Origin of the sequence: Aeromicrobium terrae (assembly GCF_008039565.1) — a bacterium.
In the GTDB taxonomy this organism is placed as follows: domain Bacteria; phylum Actinomycetota; class Actinomycetes; order Propionibacteriales; family Nocardioidaceae; genus Aeromicrobium; species Aeromicrobium terrae.
Map to the genome: position 1 here is coordinate 222195 of NZ_VDUX01000003.1, position 17277 is coordinate 239471.

Sequence of the window (17277 nt, forward strand, 5' to 3'; positions counted from 1 at the left end):
GACCCGCGAGGAGGCGTCATGTCACGGACACCGGACCACGAGATCGTCGTCATCGGCGCCGGCTTCTCCGGCATCGGGGCGGCGATCGGCCTCGACAAGGCCGGCTTCACGGACTTCCTGATCATCGAGGAGGGCGACGGCGTCGGCGGCGCGTGGCACTGGAACACCTACCCCGGCGTCGCGGTCGACATCCCGTCCTTCAGCTACCAGTTCTCGTTCGACCAGCGGGACACCTGGTCCCGGGTCTACGCGCCCGGCCAGGAGCTCAAGGCCTACGCGGAGGACTGCACCGACGAGTACGGCCTGCGCGGCCGCCTCCGCCTCGGCACCCGCGTCGTCGGCGCGACGTTCGACGACACCGACCACCTCTGGACGCTGACCACCAGCGCCGGCGACGAGGTCGTCACCCGATTCATCGTCGGCGCCACCGGCGTCCTCACCCAGCCGAAGCCACCGAGCATCCCCGGCCTCGACGACTTCACCGGCACCGTCATGCACACCGCGCGCTGGGACCACGACGTCGACCTGCGCGGCAAGCGGGTCGCGATCATCGGCACCGGCGCCTCGGCGGTGCAGGTCATCCCGTCCATCGCACCGGAGGTCGAGCACCTCACCGTCTTCCAGCGCACGCCGATCTGGTGCCTGCCCAAGCCGGACGCCCCGATGTCCAGGGCCGCCCGCGGGGCGCTCCGGATCCCAGGAGCCAAGCGCGTGTCGCGGCTGATCAGCCAGGCCTACGTCGAGCTGAACTTCGCAATCCCGGCCCACTTCGAGGGCGTCGTGCCGATCGCCCGCGCCGGCGAGCGCATCGGCCGCAAGCACCTGGCGAAGTCCGTGCACGACCCGGTCGTGCGCGAGAAGCTCACCCCGCGCTACAGCCTCGGCTGCAAGCGCCCGAGCTTCTCCAACGAGTACCTGCCCACGTTCAACCGCGAGAACGTCACCCTCGAGACCGACGACATCCAGGGCATCACCGCGGCCGGCGTCCTGACGGCGAGCGGCACCGAGCACGCGGCGGACGTGCTGATCCTGGCCACCGGCTTCAAGGTCTTCGAGGTCGGCAACATGCCGCCGTTCCCGATCAAGGGGGCCGGGGGCCGCGACCTCGAGACGTTCTGGCTGGAGAACCGCTTCCAGGCCTACCAGGGCGTCAGCGTGCCGGGGTTCCCGAACTTCTTCTCGATCCTCGGTCCGTACGGGTTCAACGGGTCGTCGTACTTCAACCTGATCGAGACCCAGACGCGGCACATCGTGCGCTGTCTACGCGAGGCACGGCGCCGGAGCGCCACGCGCGTCGAGATCACCGAGCAGGCGAACGCCGAGTACTTCGCGAAGATGCTCGGCCGCCGCCACAACCAGGTGTTCTTCACCGGCAGCTGCGCGGACGCGAACAGCTACTACTTCGACGTGCACGGCGACGTGCCGTTCCGCGCGTCGGCCACCCTCGAGACGATGTGGACCAGCCGGCGCTTCGACCTCTCGGCCTACGACTTCACCGCCGCGGACGTGTACGCACCGGCCTGAGCGGGTACGCCTGCAGGAGACCGATCTCCCCCGTACAGGAAGGTCCCCGCATGCCCGAGTCCAAGAAGATCGCCTTCGTCATCGCCCCGGAGGGCACCGAGCGCGTCGAGCTCACCGACCCGTGGAAGGCCGTCGAGGACGCCGGCCACGAGCCCGTCCTGCTGAGCACCACCGACGGCAAGGCCGAGCTGTTCGACCATCTCGACCGCGCCGAGACCCAGGCCATCGACGGCCAGGTCGGCTCCGCGAGCGTCGACGAGTTCGACGCCCTCGTGCTGCCCGGTGGCGTCGCCAACCCGGACGCGCTGCGCCTCGACCAGGGCGCCGTCTCGTTCATCGCCGACTTCGTCGCCTCCGGCAAGCCGGTCGCGGCCATCTGCCACGCACCGTGGACGCTCGTCGAGGCCGACGTGCTGAAGGGCCGGCAGCTCACCTCGTGGCCGAGCCTGCAGACCGACATCCGCAACGCCGGCGGCGAGTGGGTCGACGAGCGCGTCGTCGTCGACGGCAACCTCGTGACCAGCCGCAAGCCCGACGACCTCCCGGCGTTCATCGACGCCCTGCTGGAGGCCGTCAACCACGGCGTCGCGGCGAACCCGGACGAGAACTAGTCGTTTCGACAAGCTCAACGACCGTGACACGGTCCTTGAGCTTGTCGAAAGGACGTTTGGCTACGGGATCGCGTAGTCGATCCACGCCCCACTCGCTCCGGCGGCCGCGTGCAGTCGCGCGTTCTGGTCGCCGGCGCGGGGAAGCGAGAACTCCGATCCCAGGCCGGCGCAGGCTGCTGAGGCGTCCGCGAACGCCACCGGCTCGGTCAGCGTCCACGTGCTGCCGTTGTCGGAGCAGGCGGCGGGGTGCGGGTCCGCGCACGGGGCGGCGACCCACCTGCCGTCGGCATTCTGCAGCGTGCACTCACCTGCTCCGGCCTTCGGCTCGTCCGGCGCCCAGCTCCAGAGCGTGGCCTGGATGCGGCCGTCCTCGGGCAGGATCTGGTCGAGTCCGAACAGGTTCACCCCGCACTGGGTCATCGAGTGGACCTTCTTCGGCGTGAGCGCCTCCGGGTCGACCGGCGGCCGCGTCGGATTCAGCAGCGCCGAGACCAGCGTCGTGTCCTCGAAGTAGCGGACCAGCTGCGAGGCGTAGACGTCGTCGCCGTAGGTGGCGTCGCACTGCGGGAACGGCTGGTAGCCGGACGTCGAGCCGCTCTCGACGTGGGTGGTGTCCCAGTCGAAGACGTCGGCCGACCACCCGGGCACGCAGTTGCCCACCAGCATGACCTGGGCGCCGGCGGCACGGATGTCGTCGCGGCTGACGCCGAGCGGCATGGGAGCGCAGCCGTTGGCGGCCTTGTCGGCAGGCTTCGGCCGGTAGATCAGGCTGCTGCCGTTGGGGCGCTTGAGCACCGAGTCGAGCGTGGAGATCACCGACGGGTACGCCTTGGCGTTCTTCATCTCGTCCTCGAGGTACAGCAGCACGACCTCGTCCGGGTGCGCGTTCAGCCAGCCCGCGATCTTCGGGAGGACCTTGGTGAACAGCGGCTCGAAGGTGCAGCCGAGGTCGCCGAGCTCCGGCCCCTGGCCGTGGCAGACCGTGACCCCGCGGGCCCCGAGCAGCTCGAGCCGCGGGATGAAGTGCAGGTCGAGCTCGATCGACCGGACGTCGATGTCCAGCTGCTGGGTCAGCGACAGCTGCTGGTTGGAGTCCGCGTGCGACACCGTGAAGGAGTCCGCGAGGCTGTTGAACGAGTTGTGCGTCCCGATCCACTGGGCGTCGCGCAGGGGCAGCGGGTCGCCGAGCCGGTACTGAAACTGTGCGACCTGGTGCGCCCACGACTGCAGGTACGCGTCACGCGCCGCCTGGGTGACCCGGTGCGCGAGCGGCAGGGTGCAGAGCGCGTCGGGGATGTTCACGCGGCGGCACTCGGCGCCGACGGCGTCGACCACCTTGTTCAGCAGGATGCACGGGATCGCTATCGGGCTGAGCGCGTCGCACGGGGCGGTGGGAGACGGCGGTGCCGGGACGTCGTCCGTGTCGGCCTGGGCGGCGGGAGCGGACATGACGACCAGGAGGACGGCGGCCACCGTGACCAGGGCGTGCCGCGTCCATCGGAGGGAGCGCATGAGGCACTGTTGCACAGCTCACCGACATTCCGTGAGGGTTCGCGCGAAGCGAGGAGTCAGCCGAGGCCGGCCTCGTGGGCGAGGATCGCGGCCTGCACGCGGTCGCGGAGGTCGAGCTTCATCAGCACGCGCGCGACGTGCGTCTTCACCGTCGTCTCGCCGATGAACAGCTCCGCGGCGATCTCCGCGTTGGAGAGTCCGCGGCCGAGCAGGCGCAGCACGTCGACCTCGCGCTCGGTGAGCCGGTCGAGCCCGGCGGCGGTGGGGCGCGGCGGGCCGGCAGCGTAGCGGTCGACGAGTCGCCGGGTGAGGGCCGGTGCGAGCAGGGCGTCGGCGCCGCGGGCCACCTGGCGGATGGCCGTGACGATGTCCTCCCCCGCCATGTCCTTGAGCAGGAACCCCGACGCCCCCGCCCGCATCGCGCGGTAGACGTACTCGTCCAGGTCGAACGTCGTCAGCATGAGTACCCGGGTGGCGGACTCCGACGCGGCGATCTGCTCCATCGCGGCGAGCCCGTCGACGCCGGGCATCTGGACGTCGAGCAGCAGGACGTCCGGGTGCTCGGCGGTCACGAGCTCGACGGCCGCGGTGCCGTCCGCCGCCTCGCCGACCACCTCGAGGTCGCTCTCGCCCTCGACGATCATCCGTAGCCCGCTGCGGACCAGCGGCTGGTCGTCGGCCAGCGCCACGCGGATGCTCATGCCGAGACCACGCTCGCCACCGGCACCAGCGCGCGGACCTGAAAGCCGCCGTCGCCGGTCGGGCCCCAGGTGACTGCGCCGCCACCTGCGGCGACGCGCTCCTCCAGCCCGGCCAGGCCGCGACGGGTGCCTGGTCCGGACCCGGCCGCGGTCGGCGCCGTGTTCGCGACGACCACCTCGACCGAGCCCTCCACCCGCCGCACCAGCACGTGAGCCCGGGAGCCCGGCGCGTGCCGCAGCACGTTGGTCAACGCCTCCTGCACGACACTGAAGGCCGCCGCCCGCTGGTCGGGGCTGAGGCCGTCGTCGACCTGCGCCTCGACGCCGAGCCCGGTGGCGCGCACCCGGTCGAGCAGACCGCCCAGGTCGCCGTCAGTGCCGTCCAGCGCCAGGGACGCCACCCCGCTGCGCGCGGCCGCGGCGACGGTCCGCATCACCTCACGCGCCCGCCCCGGGTCGGCATCGGCGAGCCGGCGGGCCGCACCGGCCTGCAGCGCGACGACGGTGAGGCTGTGACCGATCGCGTCGTGCAGCTCGCGCGCGAGCCGGAGCCGCTCCTCGACCACGGCACGCAGAGCCGCCGCGGCCTCCTGCTGCGCCATTAGCTCGTTGTTGGCCCGGGTCTGCTCGACCAGCCGGCTCGCCTCGTTCACCGCAAGACCGCCCAGCCAGGCCAGGAGCAGGAAGACGCCGTCGCCGAGCGGGTCGTCGGTGCCGACGCCGCCGAGCTGGCCGGCCCAGCAGACGACGAGACCGACGACGGCCACCGTGCGTGTCGACAGGGCTGACACCGCGAACGCCGCGGCGAACGCGAAGCCGGTCTCGCTCAGGCTCCCGTCGAGCGGGGCCACGCCGCGGGAGAAGATCGCGGCTCCCACCCACGCGAGCGTCACCGCGAGAACGGGGCGCCACCACGCCAGCACGAGCGGCGCGCCGACGGCGAGCGCCGCGGGCACCACCGCCCAGTCGGCGCCCACGTCGAGGACCCGTGACTCGGCCACGAGCCCCGCCACGAGCGCGCCGGCACCGATCACCGTCCACGGCTGCGCGGCGGACCGCACGACGGCGAGGTGGTCGACGTCGGCGACGTCCGGCCCCGCCGGTTCGTCGACCGGCGCCGTGAGCGTCACGACCTCCTCACGGGTGCGGGTGAGCAGCTCGCGCGCCGACGTCTCGATGGCCCCGGCGTCGCCACCGGACTCCGCCGCCGCGGCGAGGCTCTGCAGACCGTCCACGAGGGTGGGTTGCAGGCGCTCGACGGTCTGCAGCCGCTCGGTGAGGACCGCCGACTCCCGCTCCCCCTGCCGGGCTCGCAGGATCCGTTCGCGCTGGTCATGGAGGATCCGCAGGCGATCAGCGCGGATCCGCACCATCCGGCCGATCACCGTGGGGAGGACTCCGACGAAGAGCGTCACGAACAGGATGCCGCTGACGCGTGCCCAACCGGTCCGGGTGGTCACGTCGGCGAACATCACGACGACGAGCGGCAGCAGAGCCCCGAGGATGACCGACCGTCCGCTGCCGTGCGCACCGAGCGAGTACGCGGCCAGCATGAGCGCGAAGATCCAGACGCCCGCTCCGTCGGGCGACCCCGGCCAGACCAGCCCGACGACGACGGTCCCGAACACGCCGGCCACGGTGATCACGCAGATCGGGACGACCGGGCGGCGACGTCGCAGGGCGAGCGAGAACAGCCAGGACGCGCCGGCGACGTTGAAGGCGAGCAGCCCGGGCGTCGCGTGGAACCGGACGACGGACTCGATGACGGCCGCCAGCACGAAGCCGGCCGCCAGCACCAGGTCCGCGTTGATTGCGCGCCGCATCCAATCAGGTTAGGTCGCGGAGGGCCTCCTGGGGTCCTCCTTGCGGAGGACGCCCGACGGACGACGAGGACGGTCTCCGAGGCGGACGACCCGGCGTCCGGCCGTTCCTAGCGTCGATCAGGACAGCTCCACCCAGAAGGGAACTCCCATGACCGACTCGATCAGCACCCTCCCCGACCGGGCTCGCACCGACGCGTCGTCGCTGCGCCTGCTCAACGGCTCGCTCCTGCTCGCCGCCGCCTGCTCCGTCGTCATGTTCATCACCTTGAACTTCACGACGACCAGCGACCGCGACTTTCACCACACGGCCGACTACTGGCTCACGGGCAACGGCCTGCCGTTCGCGCTCGCCGGCATCGGCATGGTCCTCGCGGTCCATCGGCTGCACCACGGCGCCGACGGGCGCCTCGGGACCGTCGGCACCTGGATCAACACCATCGCGCTGGTCGAGCTGTTCGTCCAGTGCACGGCCTCGTTGTTCGAGTCGTCCGAGGTCCGCTGGGGTCCGTCCTACCCGGTCTTCACCGCGCTGACGTTCCTCGGCGTCGCCCTGGTCGCCGCGGGTGCCTGGCGGGCCGGCCTGGTGCCACGCTGGCTGCTCGGCGTCTGGCCGCTCGCCTGGGTCCTCGGCAGCTTCGCCGCCTTCGGCCCGATGCCGCTGGTGCTCATCGCGTTCGTCGGCGTGCTCGGCGTCGCGCTGAACCAGCGGACCGGCCGCCGCTGACGGTCAGGGGCGGGCCCGCGGCACCGCGACGTACTGGGTCTCCAGGTACTCGTCGATGCCCGTGGGTCCGCCCTCGCGTCCCAGCCCGGAGGCCTTCATGCCCCCGAACGGAGCCGCCGGGTCGGACACGACGCCCTGGTTGACGCCGACCATGCCGGTCTCGAGCCGTTCGGCGAACCGCAGCGCACGGTCGAGGTCGGCGGAGTACACGTAGGCCGCGAGGCCGAACTCGGTGCCGTCAGCCCGCTGGAACGCCTCCTCCTCCGTGGCGAAGGTGCTGACCGCGGCGACCGGGCCGAAGATCTCCTCGGCCGCGATCCGGGCAGTCTCGGGCACGTCGGCCACGACGGTCGGCGCGTAGTAGAAGCCGCCGCCGTCGAGCCGCCGGCCGCCGGTCACCACCCGGGCGCCGTGCGCCACGGCGTCGTCCACCAGTCCGGCGATCTTCTCCAGCGCTGGTGCGCTGATCACCGGGCCCACGTCCGTCGCTGGGTCCGTGGCCGCGCCGACCACCGACACCGCCATCCGATCGGCGAGGCCGTCGACGAACGCGTCGGCGACCGACTCGTGGACGAGGAAGCGGTTGGCCGCCGTGCACGCCTGACCGACGTTCCGGAGCTTCGCGATCATCGCGCCGTCGATCGCCCGCTCCACGTCGGCGTCCTCGAGCACGACGAACGGGGCGTTGCCGCCCAGCTCCATCGACGTGCGCAGCACGCGCGGCGCGGCGTCGGCCAGCAGCTGCCGGCCCACCGCGGTGGACCCGGTGAAGGTGAGCTTCCGCAGGCGCGGGTCACCGAGCAGCGGACCGGTCACCTCGGCCGGGCGCGTGGTGGTGACGACGTTCAGCACGCCGTCCGGCAGCCCGGCCTCGGCCAGCAGCCCGGCCAGCTCCAGCGACGTCAGCGGCGCGAGCTCCGCCGGCTTGAGCACGACGGTGCACCCGGCCGCCAGCGCGGGGGCGACCTTGCGGGCCGCCATCGCGAGCGGAAAGTTCCACGGCGTGATCGCGAGCACCGGTCCCACCGGGCGGCGGGACGTGACGATCCGTGACGCCCCGCTCGGCGACGGGCCGAACGACCCGTGCAGCCGCACCGCCTCCTCGGCGAACCAGAGGAAGAACTCCGCGCCGTAGGCGACCTCGCCCCGCGCCTCGGCCAGGGGCTTGCCCATCTCCAGCGACATCAGCGTCGCGAGCGACTCGGTCCGCTCGAGCAGCCGGTCGTGGACGGCCCGCAGCACCGCAGCCCGTTCGCGCGGCGACGTCGCCGCCCACCCGGCCTGGGCCCGGGCCGCGGCGTCCATCGCGGCACGGGCGACCTCGGGGCCGACGTCGGCGACCTCGGCGAGGACGCCGCCCGTGGACGGGTCGAGCACCGCGAAGTGCTCGCCGGCCTCGACCCACTCGCCGTCGACGAACGAGCCCGTGGGCCCGACCGCCAGGTCAGTGCTGATTGGCCTGCACCTTCAGGAAGTGCTCGACGGCGGCCTCGGCCACCTCGAGGTCCTGGATCGCGGTACCCGAGCTGATGCCGATGCCGCCGACGACCTCGCCGTCGACCTCGACCGGCAGACCGCCGCCGATGATCGAGAACCGGCCGCTGTTGGTGTTGTGGATGCCGAACGTCGGCTCCCCCGGCACGCAGAGCTGGTTGTAGACGTGGGTGCCCTTGCGCGCCGTCGCACCCGTCCACGCCTTGTCGATCGCGGTCTGGATGCTGCTGACCTTGGCGCCGTCCATCTGCTCGAACAGGATCAGGTGGCCGGCCGGGTCGGTCACGGCGATGCTCATCGGGATGCCCATCTCGACGGACTTCTCGCGCGCGCCGTCGACGAGGACGGCCGCGTCGTCGCGGTCCAGGCGGGTGGTGGTCAGCATCAGCTCTCCTTGGTGGGTCGGTCGGTCATCAGGTCGGTGGTCATCAGGTAGGACTTGAGCGCGTCGAGGTCGTCGCCCTCGATCGGCCGGTACGGCGGGTACGGGTCGCCCGCCGGGATGCCGAGCAGGTTCATCGACGCCTTCATCGTCGGCAGGAGCCCGTGCTTCATCCAGCGCGCCGGGTACAGCGAGAACTGCTGCTGCAGCCGCGCCGCCTCGGCGTATTCGCCGGCCTGGAACGCCTCCAGGAGGAAGCGGGCGATCCGCGCGACCGGCGGCGGCAGCGTGACGCCGGAGCCGCCCAGCTGCAGGGTGGCCAGCATCATCTGCACCGTCGTGAAGTAGTGCGCGAGTCCCTCGCGGTCGATCTCCTCGATCAGCCGGCCGACGCGCGACAGGTCGCGCGAGCTCTCCTTCACGTACTGCACGGCCTCGTGCGACGCGAGCGCGATCGTCGCGTCGACGGACACGTTAGCCCCGGAGCCGGGGTTCAGGTAGAGCATCACCGGCAGCGAGGTCTCCTGCGACACGAGGTCGACGTACCGCTCGAGGTCCTGGGCCGTCGGCTCGCCGCCGAACGGCCGCAGCGGCATGAGCAGCTGGATCGCGTCCGCGCCCGACTCCTCCGCGAGCTGCGCCAGCCCGGCGCTGACCTTGAACGACGGGTGCGAGACGCCGACGACCACGGGCCGGCGACCGCCGACCAGCTCGATCGTCCGCGTGATCAGCTCGCGCCGCTGCGGCAGGTCGAGGTACTGGTACTCCTGCGCCTCGACGCCGGCCGCGATCACCATCGCGGCGTCGCAGTCCTCGACCACGTAGTCGACGCCCTGGGCCAGCGCGTCGTAGTCGACCGTCTGGTCGGCCGCGTACGGCGTCAGCGGCGGGACGACGAGCCCGGGGATCCTCAGGTCGCCGCTCATACGAGGGACGCCCGCTTCTTGAGCTCGTCGACCTGGAAACCGGCCACCGAGCGGTAGCGCTCGCCGATCGCCTTCAGCTCCTCGTCGGAGATGAGGTCGCTGAGCTGGTCGAACGGCTTGTCGCCGCTGCGCTCGTGAACCTCGCGCAGGATCGCGTCCGGCGGGTTGGCCCGGTTCATCCGGACGACCTTCGCCGTGGCCTCGACGCGCACGCCGTCGTACTCGCGCAGCGCCTCCTCGGTGACGCCGTGGCGCTTGATCGCGCCGGCGAGGAAGCGGGCGTCGAGGATGGCCTGGCCGGCGCCGTTCGAGCCGCGCGGGTACATCGGGTGCGCGGCGTCGCCCAGCAGGGTGGCCCGGCCGAGCGTCCACGTCGGCAGCGGGTCCCGGTCGACCATCGGGTAGATCATGATCTTCTCGGTCTTCTTGAGCATGCCCGGGATGTCGAGGAAGTCGAAGTCCCAGTCGGCGTAGTAGGAGTAGAAGTCCTCCAGCCGGCCCTCGGCGTTCCAGTCGTAGGAGTCCGGTCGCGGGCGCTCGAGCGTGGCGACGAAGTTCATCAGCTGATTTCCCTGGCCGTCGATGTCGTCACGGATCGGGTAGACCATCAGCTTGCCCACGCTCATCCAGCCGATGCGGATCGTGTTCGCACCGCTCAGGAACGGCGGCATGGGGGTGGCACCGCGCCAGATCGTCAGGCCGGAGTAGATCGGGTCGCCCTCGTCGGGGTAGAACGTCGAGCGCAGCACGGACTTGATGCCGTCGGCGCCGATCAGCATCGAGGCGCGGACGGACGGCAGCTCGTTGCCCTGCGGATCGACGAAGTGCGCCGTCACCGCGTCGTCGTGCAGGTCGACGTCGACGAGACGGTGGCCGGTGACCACGCTGTCCTGACCGAGCCGCTCGCGGACGGCGTCCAGGAAGACCATCTGCATGTCGCCGCGGTGCAGCGAGAACTGCGGCCACGGGTAGCCGGCCGCCTCCCCCGCCGGCTCGGTGAAGATGTGCTGGCCGAAGCGGTTGTAGTACGACGCGTCCTTGGTGCGGATGCCGACCTGGTCGAGGGCCGGCACCAGGTCGAGCTCGTCGAGCTCGCGGACGGCGTGCGGCAGCAGGTTGATGCCGACGCCGACGGCCTTGAGCTCCGGCACGGCGTCGTAGACGCGGCAGCTCACCCCGATCTCGTGAAGGCTGAGAGCGAGGATCAGGCCTCCGGCGCCCGCTCCGACGATGAGGACCTCGGTCTCCTGAGGTGGTTGCACGATGGGCTCCTTGTGGGATGGATCACTAAGATATGTGACTTAAGTTAAATAATTAGCGGCAGCACGTCAACCCCATGCGGGGGATTGATGGGTGCGCTAGCCCCGGTCGGCGTCGACGGCGGAGCGGACCAGGCTGATGACGGCGTCCACGTCGGACTCCACGAGCGGCACGCCGACGTAGAAGGCCATGACGGTGAGGGCCGCGGCGCGGTCCTCCTCGGTCAGCTGGGAGTGGAAGTACCCGACGTGGCGGCGCAGTCCCTCCGACACCCGGAGCAGGACCCCACGGCCCTCGTCCGTGGCGTCCACGAGGATCACGCGGCGGTCCTTCTCCGACGCCCGCCGCTGGACGAGCCCCTTGTGCTCGAGCTCCTGGACCAGGCGCGACGCGAAGGCCGACGTGACGTCCAGCCGGTCGGCGATGCGACTCACCGCCAGCGGCCCCTCGGTCACTCCCCCGCCGACGATCTGGATCAGCGCCTGGTGCTGCAGCGGCTCGAGGTCGGCCTGGCGGGCGACCTCGTCGAAGATCCGGAACGTGCGGCGGATGATGTAGCGCGCGCGGGCGACGCCCTCGAAGTAGGCGTCCTGCTCGTCGCGGGTGCGTCCGGCACCGCCGTGGAGCGCGGCGATCGTGGCGGAGACGCCGGGACCGACGTCCTCACCCTGGTGCCGGGACAGTGTTCCCACTGGCCTACCTACTCTCCGAGCCCTGCGGACGGTGTGTGCAGTGGACATCTTCCTCCGCTCGGCGGGCGACACGCCGGTTTCCAGCGAGTTCGGCGCGCCCCGCTCGGTGTTCGGGTCGCGCTCAGCCATGGAGCGCCTCCCGTGCGTCGTCGAACCGGGGGACGCCGCCGGCGACGAACCGGGTGCTCTCGTTGAACCAGGCCTTCTCCGCGAGCCGCTCGCGGCCCGGGGTGTCCACGGCGGCCTTCCGCTCCGGCGACGACAGCGCCGACTCGTCGGCCAGCCGGTGCAACGCGACGCGCGTCCACCCCGTGTTGGAGTCCGACACGTCGATGAGCCGCACGCCGAGCCACGCGTCGGCCTTGAGCAGGCCGGGGACGTGCTCGCTCTCGTACCAGGCGTCCAGCTCGGCCATGTCCTCCGCGGGCGTCGTGAACGCGACGACGAACAGCAGGGGCGCCGGGCCGGCGGCCTCGCCGTGCTCCTGCACGACCTCGCCGGTGACCCGGACGAACTGCCGGAGCCCGCCCATCCGCGTCTGGGTGGCCTCGGCGGTGGCCGCCTGCAGCTCCTTGTACTTGGGCGTGGTGAGGACGTCCAGGTCGTCGAGCTCGTAGACGAGGATGCCGCGGTCGGGGTCGTCCTCGGTCCGGTACCGGTGCGCGTCGGTGAAGCCGGGCACGCCCAGGCGGCCGGTCACGTGCTCGGCCTCGTACCAGGAGTAGAAGTCCGGCACGTCGGACGGCTCCGGACGCAGGACGGCGAGCAGCACGGCACTCATGAGGACGTTCCCTTCGAGGTCAGGGCCGCGTCCGGGTGCGCGGCCTCGGTGGTGCGCCGGCGCTGGACGGACCAGCAGCCGGTGATGACGACGAGCAGCGCTGTGAGCGCGCCCGCGTAGGACCAGGCGCCGGCATAGCCCGACGCGGAGTCGACGACCACGCCGAACGTGATCGGGCCGACCATGAAGCCCAGGTAGAGCCCGAGTGCGGCGCGGCCCGTGGCACGGCCGACGGAGCCCGCGTCCGCGGACCGGACCACCGACGACATGATCACGGCGTTCGCCGCGAGGGCGCTGAAGCCGAATGCGACGGCGCCGAGCCACATCAGGACGTCGGGGCCGGGTGCTGCGACACCGCAGCAGGCGATGCCGAGCCCGGCGAGCAGTGCCAGGCCCATGAGCAGGAGCGGCACGTCCTCGACACGGTCGATGACGCGACCCCAGCCGAGCCGGGCGGCGACGCCGGTGCCGCCGAGGACCGCGGCCACCAGGCCGGCCTGACCGACGGGCAGGCCGATCGAGTCGTGCGCGAACAGCGGCAGGTAGACGTTGACGGCCTGGATGACGGCGCCGACGACGAACGCGTAGGCGGTGAGCCACCAGACGGCGGCGTCGATCCGGGCGGGGCCGCGCTCCGACGTGGCGGACGGAGGAGCCTCCGGCCCGACCACCCACGCGGTGGCCATCAGACCCAGGACGGCGAGGACGACGCAGACCAGAACGGCGGGCCGCCAGCCCAACGCGACGGCGAGGCCGGGCAGCGCGAGTCCGGCGAGCACCTGGCTCCCCTGCACCCCGGACTGCTTGGCCCCGATGACGACGCCCTGGTTCCCGCGGTCGACGCCGCGCGCGACCGCGAGGTTCGTGGACGGGTTGGAGATGGCCACGGCGAGACCGGCGAGCGTGACGCCGACCAGCAGCGTGAACAGCGAGCCGCTCAGCCCCACGGTCACGATGGCCGCGCCGGCCGTGATGAACGTCCACTGCAGCATCCGGCGCGGGCCGAGCCGGTCGGTGAGCCGTCCGGCGACGGGCGTGCCCACCGCGGCGGCGCCGAACGCGACCAGCCAGAGCTCACCGAACTGCGTCGCCGAGAGGTCGAGGTCGTCGACGACCAGCGGCCCCAGCGCGCTCAACGAGTAGTGCGCGAGCGGCCCGACGCCCATGGCAAGGGCAAGGTAGCCGGCGAGGGCGGGGACGCCGACCGGCCGCGTGGTGGTGCTCGTCATCCGGTGACGTGCGGCTCCCGCACGCTCTCCAGGAGCGACGTCCGGCGCAGGAACCTGCGCTGGGACTCCTCGTCCGCGGCGATCTCGCGGAGCTCGTCCAGGCGCTGCGCCCGCAGCTCCGGGTCGGTCTCCTCGAGGCGTCGCTTGTTGCCGACGGTCTGCTCCTGCACGTAGCGGATGTTCAGGTCGCGGCGGCGCGTCTCGTAGGCGTCGAGGACGTCGGTGGACGCGCCGCCCTCGTGCGCCCGGAGCGCCTCCATGAGCTCGACGGCGTCGTGGATGCCGCAGTTCAGGCCGAGGCCGCCGATCGGGTTGTTGACGTGGGCGGCGTCGCCGGAGAGCAGCACGCGGCCGACGCGGAACTTCTGCGCCACCCGCTGGTGCACCCGGTAGAGCTTCCCGTGCACGACCTCGCCGGCCGACGCACCGGGCCAGACGGCCTCCATGCGGCGGCGCACGGACTCGTCGCTGAGCGCCTCCTCGTCGGACTCCCCTGGACGGGCAGGAAACACGACGCGCCAGCGACCCTTGAGGTCGTCGCCCGCCACCTTGAACAGGTTCGACCACTCCACCGGGTCGGCGAAGTACGCGCGGTAGCTGCAGTCCATCGCCTCGGCGAAGTCGAAGAGCGTGGTCAGGACGACGAACCGCTCGTCCCACGTGTAGCCCTCGAACTCGATGTCCATCGACTTGCGCACCGTGCTTCGCGCGCCGTCGCAGCCGATGACCCAGTCGCCGGCGAGGTCGACCGGTCCGCCCGGGCCCTCGGCGTGCACCGTGGCGGTGCCGGCCGACTGCTCCACGCCGGTGACGCGGGTGCCGAGCCGGACGTCGACGTTCGGCAGCGCTTCCAGGCGGTCGAGGCCGAGCCGGGCGATCTTGTGCTGCTCGGTCTGCACCACGAACGGGAAGCGGGTCTCGTCGCGCAGGACCTCGTGGTCCAGCCGGGCGACGAGGCTGCGGTTCGGCTTGTCCCAGAAGTCGAAGTACCGGGCGGTCAGGCCGAGCCGCAGGACCTCGTCGAGCAGCCCGAGGTCGTCGAGCATCTCCAGCGTCGGCGGGTGCAGGGTCGAGGCGCGGGGGTCGTCCTGCACCTCGGTCGCGGCCTCGACGATGGTGACGTCGAATCCGCTGCGCGCGGCGTCCAGCGCCGCGACGGTCCCCACGGGACCGCCACCGACGACGATCACGTGGGTCATCGCAGCTCCTCCAGGTACGCGAGCGACTCCTGCAGGCTCACGACGTCGGCGTACTTCTGGTCCATGTCGAGCAGGTTGACGCGGTGCGACAGCTGGATCCGGTCGAACGTGCACTCGGCGATGACGCCCATGCGGTAGTTCAGCGAGAACCCGTCGAGCACGGTCGCGCGCACGCAGCCGCTCGTCGTGGATCCGCAGACCAGAACGGTGTCCGCGCCCAGCTCGACGAGCAGGCTCGCCAGCTGCGTCGCGAAGAACGCGCTCGGCTTGGGCTTGGCGATCACGATGTCGGCCTCGGTGGGCGCAATCTGCGGCATGATCCGGTTCCCCACGCCACGGTGGGCGCCGGTGTCCTCGCCGCGCCGGCGGTTCTTGTCGGCCCACCGGCCGGAGTCGAGCCCGTCGGGCCGCGGGTCCTGACCGGTCGTGTAGATCACCGGGATGCCGGACCGCCGCGCGGCGTCGATGACCCGCCGCAGGTGCGGCAGCGCCTCCCACGCGTGCTCGCCACAGCTGTTGCGCCAGGTCTGCACCGACTCGAGGATCGGCGCGGGCTGGTCGCCGCAGAAGTTGTGGTTCACGTCGACGACGAGGAGCACCGGGGACGCGCCGAAGCCCGCCCGCTGTCCGTAGCCGGCCGCCGCCAGGACCTCCCGCTCGTGCTCGGAGAGCAGATCGGTCGGCGTGGCGACGTCGGCGTTCTGGACCACCGTCACTCCGGGTCCCTCCCGCCGCTCACGCCGGCGTACCAGGGCGCCACGCGGGACTCGAGCCAGCCGACGCCGCGCGTCAGGCCGACGCCGAGCGCCATGAGCACGACCACCGGGACGAACAGGGCCGACGTGTCGAACTGCTGGCCGGCGTTGATGATCAGGCCGCCGAGACCGCCGATGGACGTGAAGAACTCGGCGATGACGATGCCGATGACGGCTCGGCCGATGCCCAGGCGCAGGCCCGTCATGATGTGCGGGACCGTCGACGGCAGGATGATCTTGCGCATCACCGCGGCCTCGCTGGCCATGAAGGACTTGCCCACCTCCACCAGCGACTTCGGGACGGAGTTCACCCCCGCCCACGTGCTGATGACGATCGGGAACACGGTCATCACGACCACGACGGCGACCTTCACCGAGAAGCCCAGGCCGAACCACAGGATGAGCAGCGGGATGAACGCCACCATCGGCATCGCGTATCCGGCGGTGATGTAGACGCCGAACGCGGCCTCGACGATGCGGTAGCGGCCGAGCACCAGTCCGAGCGGGATGCCGCCCAGCGCGGCGATCAGGTAGCCGAGCGCCAGCGGCTTGAGGCTGTCGAACAGCGCTGTCTGCAGCGTCCCGTCCTGCACCTCCGCCTTGAACGTCTTGGCGATGTCGGTCGGGTAGGACGCGAAGATCGGGTCCATCCGCCGGCCGAAGAACTCCCACGCGAGCATGAGGACGACCAGCGACGCGATCGTCACGAACGTGTAGCGCCGGTTCCACAGGAAGCGGCGCCAGAAGCCCCGTCCGGCCTCGGCGGTCTCCGCGGTCGTCGCGGTGCTGCTGGCGATGCTCATCGCTCCTCCTCACGGGGCGCGTCCCCGTGGACGCCGGCCATCAGCCGGCTCCAGATCGCGTAGCGGGTGTGGGCGAACTCGTCGAGGCCGCGGATGGCGAAGAAGTCCTCGCGCGGGCCCTTGATCGGGATGTCGAAGATCGTGTCGACACGGCCCGGGTTGGGGGCCATCAGCACGACCCGGTCGGCCAGCAGGACGGCCTCGTCGAGGTCGTGCGTGACGAAGACGATCGTCTTGCCGGTCTCGCGGTGGATGCGGAGGACCTCCATCTGGAGGCCCTCCCGCGTCTGCGCGTCGAGGGCGCCGAACGGCTCGTCCATCAGCAGGACCTCGGGCTCGATGCTGAGCGCGCGGGCCAGGCCGACGCGCTGCTTCATGCCTCCGGACAGCTGGTCGGGACGACGGTCCATCGCGTTGCCCAGGCCGACGAGCTCGAGCTTCTCCGTGGCGATCCGGCGGCGCTCGTCCGCCGGGACCCCCTTCACCTCGAGGCCGAACTCGACGTTCTGCAGCGCCGTGCGCCACGGGAACAGCTCGGCGTGCTGGAAGACCAGCCCCCGGTCGTACCCGCAGCCGGTGACGACCTTGTCGCCCACCGTGACGGTGCCGCTGGACGCCTTCTCCAGGCCCATGATGATGCGCAGGAGCGTCGTCTTGCCGCAGCCGCTCAGGCCGGTGAGGGCGACGATCTCGCCGTCCTCGACCTCCAGGGACACCCGGTCGAGTGCCTGGACCGTCGACGTCGACTTCCGCTCGGTGATGGTGAACCGCTTCGACACCTCGTCGATGACGACGCGGGGCCGGCGGCCACCGTCTGCTGGTGTGGTCATGGGTTCACTGTCGAGCGTGCTGGTGGTCATG

Annotated in this window: 17 protein-coding genes; 3 read left to right on the forward strand and 14 right to left on the reverse strand. The window is 71.5% G+C overall.

Annotated elements, in window-relative coordinates; translation table 11 throughout:
- Window positions 1-18 precede the first annotated feature (18 nt).
- Together FHP06_RS07740 and FHP06_RS07745 are read left to right on the forward strand one after the other, a co-directional pair.
- Entirely contained in the window at window positions 19-1524 is a 1506-nt protein-coding gene (locus FHP06_RS07740) for a flavin-containing monooxygenase (protein WP_147685484.1), read from the forward strand.
- A 50-nt stretch (window positions 1525-1574) separates the two neighbouring features.
- Window positions 1575-2135: a type 1 glutamine amidotransferase domain-containing protein gene (locus FHP06_RS07745; RefSeq protein ID WP_147685486.1), complete on the forward strand. Its 561-nt coding sequence runs from the start codon at window positions 1575-1577 to the stop codon at window positions 2133-2135.
- 60 nt (window positions 2136-2195) lie between these two features.
- On the opposite strand, the gene FHP06_RS07750 is transcribed toward FHP06_RS07745, so the two are convergent.
- The 3 genes from FHP06_RS07750 to FHP06_RS07760 are packed head-to-tail and all read right to left on the reverse strand — an operon-like array spanning window position 2196 to window position 6171.
- Entirely contained in the window at window positions 2196-3647 is a 1452-nt protein-coding gene (locus FHP06_RS07750; protein WP_147685488.1) for a hypothetical protein, read from the reverse strand.
- A 56-nt stretch (window positions 3648-3703) separates the two neighbouring features.
- Window positions 3704-4348: a response regulator gene (locus FHP06_RS07755; protein WP_147685490.1), complete on the reverse strand. Its 645-nt coding sequence runs from the start codon at window positions 4346-4348 to the stop codon at window positions 3704-3706.
- Window positions 4345-6171: a sensor histidine kinase gene (locus tag FHP06_RS07760; protein ID WP_147685492.1), complete on the reverse strand. Its 1827-nt coding sequence runs from the start codon at window positions 6169-6171 to the stop codon at window positions 4345-4347. Before FHP06_RS07760 ends, FHP06_RS07755 begins: the two co-directional genes overlap by 4 nt.
- A gap of 148 nt (window positions 6172-6319) precedes the next feature.
- Between FHP06_RS07760 and FHP06_RS07765 the strand changes: the two genes are divergently transcribed.
- Window positions 6320-6895 carry a hypothetical protein gene (locus FHP06_RS07765; RefSeq protein WP_147685494.1) on the forward strand — a complete coding sequence of 192 codons (576 nt, stop codon included), beginning with the start codon at window positions 6320-6322 and terminating at the stop codon, window positions 6893-6895.
- Window positions 6896-6898: 3 nt separating this feature from the next.
- On the opposite strand, the gene FHP06_RS07770 is transcribed toward FHP06_RS07765, so the two are convergent.
- The 11 genes from FHP06_RS07770 to FHP06_RS07820 form a co-directional block, all read right to left on the reverse strand.
- Window positions 6899-8350 (reverse strand): NAD-dependent succinate-semialdehyde dehydrogenase, encoded by a 1452-nt coding sequence (locus FHP06_RS07770; protein ID WP_147685496.1) that lies wholly within the window; start codon window positions 8348-8350, stop codon window positions 6899-6901.
- On the reverse strand, window positions 8340-8774 hold the full coding sequence (locus tag FHP06_RS07775) for a GlcG/HbpS family heme-binding protein (protein ID WP_147685498.1): 435 nt from the start codon (window positions 8772-8774) through the stop codon (window positions 8340-8342). The genes FHP06_RS07770 and FHP06_RS07775 overlap by 11 nt, the downstream gene beginning before the upstream one ends.
- Complete coding sequence (locus tag FHP06_RS07780; RefSeq protein ID WP_147685500.1) at window positions 8774-9697, reverse strand: dihydrodipicolinate synthase family protein; 924 nt, start codon at window positions 9695-9697, stop codon at window positions 8774-8776. The genes FHP06_RS07775 and FHP06_RS07780 overlap by 1 nt, the downstream gene beginning before the upstream one ends.
- Window positions 9694-10959, reverse strand: a complete 1266-nt coding sequence (locus tag FHP06_RS07785) for a flavin-dependent oxidoreductase (protein WP_147685502.1) — start codon at window positions 10957-10959, stop codon at window positions 9694-9696. Before FHP06_RS07785 ends, FHP06_RS07780 begins: the two co-directional genes overlap by 4 nt.
- Before the next feature lie 96 nt (window positions 10960-11055).
- Window positions 11056-11778 (reverse strand): MarR family winged helix-turn-helix transcriptional regulator, encoded by a 723-nt coding sequence (locus FHP06_RS07790; protein WP_147685504.1) that lies wholly within the window; start codon window positions 11776-11778, stop codon window positions 11056-11058.
- Window positions 11771-12430, reverse strand: coding sequence for a hypothetical protein (locus FHP06_RS07795; RefSeq protein ID WP_147685506.1), 660 nt, complete (start codon window positions 12428-12430; stop codon window positions 11771-11773). Before FHP06_RS07795 ends, FHP06_RS07790 begins: the two co-directional genes overlap by 8 nt.
- Window positions 12427-13659 (reverse strand): MFS transporter, encoded by a 1233-nt coding sequence (locus FHP06_RS07800; protein ID WP_147685508.1) that lies wholly within the window; start codon window positions 13657-13659, stop codon window positions 12427-12429. Before FHP06_RS07800 ends, FHP06_RS07795 begins: the two co-directional genes overlap by 4 nt.
- Window positions 13656-14858, reverse strand: coding sequence for an FAD-dependent oxidoreductase (locus tag FHP06_RS07805; RefSeq protein WP_147685510.1), 1203 nt, complete (start codon window positions 14856-14858; stop codon window positions 13656-13658). Before FHP06_RS07805 ends, FHP06_RS07800 begins: the two co-directional genes overlap by 4 nt.
- On the reverse strand, window positions 14855-15574 hold the full coding sequence (locus FHP06_RS07810) for an isochorismatase family protein (RefSeq protein ID WP_187271842.1): 720 nt from the start codon (window positions 15572-15574) through the stop codon (window positions 14855-14857). The genes FHP06_RS07805 and FHP06_RS07810 overlap by 4 nt, the downstream gene beginning before the upstream one ends.
- Window positions 15571-16416, reverse strand: coding sequence for an ABC transporter permease (locus tag FHP06_RS07815; protein ID WP_147685514.1), 846 nt, complete (start codon window positions 16414-16416; stop codon window positions 15571-15573). The genes FHP06_RS07810 and FHP06_RS07815 overlap by 4 nt, the downstream gene beginning before the upstream one ends.
- Entirely contained in the window at window positions 16413-17246 is an 834-nt protein-coding gene (locus FHP06_RS07820; RefSeq protein WP_147685516.1) for an ABC transporter ATP-binding protein, read from the reverse strand. The genes FHP06_RS07815 and FHP06_RS07820 overlap by 4 nt, the downstream gene beginning before the upstream one ends.
- Between the last annotated feature and the right edge of the window lie 31 nt (window positions 17247-17277).

Excerpts from the sequence above, each read along its gene's own strand:
- FHP06_RS07740 (WP_147685484.1), top strand. The coding sequence starts at position 19 with ATGTCACGGACACCGGACCACGAGATCGTCGTCATCGGCGCCGGCTTC.
- FHP06_RS07745 (WP_147685486.1), top strand. The coding sequence starts at position 1,575 with ATGCCCGAGTCCAAGAAGATCGCCTTCGTCATCGCCCCGGAGGGCACC.
- FHP06_RS07750 (WP_147685488.1), bottom strand. The coding sequence starts at position 3,647 with ATGCGCTCCCTCCGATGGACGCGGCACGCCCTGGTCACGGTGGCCGCC.
- FHP06_RS07755 (WP_147685490.1), bottom strand. The coding sequence starts at position 4,348 with ATGAGCATCCGCGTGGCGCTGGCCGACGACCAGCCGCTGGTCCGCAGC.
- FHP06_RS07760 (WP_147685492.1), bottom strand. The coding sequence starts at position 6,171 with ATGCGGCGCGCAATCAACGCGGACCTGGTGCTGGCGGCCGGCTTCGTG.
- FHP06_RS07765 (WP_147685494.1), top strand. The coding sequence starts at position 6,320 with ATGACCGACTCGATCAGCACCCTCCCCGACCGGGCTCGCACCGACGCG.
- FHP06_RS07775 (WP_147685498.1), bottom strand. The coding sequence starts at position 8,774 with ATGCTGACCACCACCCGCCTGGACCGCGACGACGCGGCCGTCCTCGTC.
- FHP06_RS07780 (WP_147685500.1), bottom strand. The coding sequence starts at position 9,697 with ATGAGCGGCGACCTGAGGATCCCCGGGCTCGTCGTCCCGCCGCTGACG.
- FHP06_RS07790 (WP_147685504.1), bottom strand. The coding sequence starts at position 11,778 with ATGGCTGAGCGCGACCCGAACACCGAGCGGGGCGCGCCGAACTCGCTG.
- FHP06_RS07795 (WP_147685506.1), bottom strand. The coding sequence starts at position 12,430 with ATGAGTGCCGTGCTGCTCGCCGTCCTGCGTCCGGAGCCGTCCGACGTG.
- FHP06_RS07800 (WP_147685508.1), bottom strand. The coding sequence starts at position 13,659 with ATGACGAGCACCACCACGCGGCCGGTCGGCGTCCCCGCCCTCGCCGGC.
- FHP06_RS07805 (WP_147685510.1), bottom strand. The coding sequence starts at position 14,858 with ATGACCCACGTGATCGTCGTCGGTGGCGGTCCCGTGGGGACCGTCGCG.
- FHP06_RS07815 (WP_147685514.1), bottom strand. The coding sequence starts at position 16,416 with ATGAGCATCGCCAGCAGCACCGCGACGACCGCGGAGACCGCCGAGGCC.
- FHP06_RS07820 (WP_147685516.1), bottom strand. The coding sequence starts at position 17,246 with ATGACCACACCAGCAGACGGTGGCCGCCGGCCCCGCGTCGTCATCGAC.